At 46.5% G+C, this 720-nt stretch carries 1 protein-coding gene; it reads right to left on the bottom strand.

What is annotated here, in order from left to right; translation table 11 throughout:
• Window positions 1-20: 20 nt before the first annotated feature.
• Window positions 21-680 carry an IS1595 family transposase gene (locus AB6M95_RS19670; RefSeq protein WP_371388443.1) on the bottom strand — a complete coding sequence of 220 codons (660 nt, stop codon included), beginning with the start codon at window positions 678-680 and terminating at the stop codon, window positions 21-23.
• Window positions 681-720: the final 40 nt, after the last annotated feature.

The raw sequence follows: 720 nt of genomic DNA on the forward strand, positions 1-720 counted from the left end.
TTTGGGGCTGACATAGATAACTATGCCGCGTTGTGCCTTTTTATCCATTTTTTCAGGATAGATAACTGCTCTTTTGGGGAGCCGTAATTAAACCTGAATTCGCACTCTTTCAAATACAGCCAAAAATACTTGCGAGGAATACCGTTGTACTTCCTCAGATGGCGCTTACTTTGGTTCCAGAAGTTCTCAATGCCGTTGATATGGTTATGCCCATCAACATAGCGTTTGAGATGATTAATACGATAGTGTTTAAATTCAGACACATCGAGCACATTGTAGGATGACAAACCATCCGTATACACCACGCTGTCAGGCTGAACCTGCAAGTCGATTATCCCTTTCAAGGTCTTGGTTTTAGTGTCGGGGATTATTTCAGCGTACACCATCCCATTGCGCTTAAGAATGCCAAATACTGGGACTTTACCAGCAGCCCCCCGCCCTCGAACGCCACGGCGATAGCCGCCAAAATAACTCTCATCAACTTCTACCTCTCCGGCAAACATCTCAACGGAAGGCATCTGCTCTGCGATAATCTTCCGTAATCTCAGATAAAAAGTAATCGCGGTGTTGCGGTTTACACCTACCAGTTCACTGGCTGTGCGGGCTGGGGTGCCAGCAACGAAATGCTCAATCAGACGACCGGATATATGAGCCGACAAACGCGATCTTTTTAGCCTCATAGTCCCCCCTAATACGACGAGAGATCTATGTCAGCCCCAA

The sequence above is a fragment of the Pseudodesulfovibrio karagichevae genome, assembly GCF_041414475.1.
Taxonomy (GTDB): domain Bacteria; phylum Desulfobacterota; class Desulfovibrionia; order Desulfovibrionales; family Desulfovibrionaceae; genus Pseudodesulfovibrio; species Pseudodesulfovibrio karagichevae.

Excerpts from the sequence above, each read along its gene's own strand:
- AB6M95_RS19670 (WP_371388443.1), bottom strand. The coding sequence starts at position 680 with ATGAGGCTAAAAAGATCGCGTTTGTCGGCTCATATATCCGGTCGTCTG.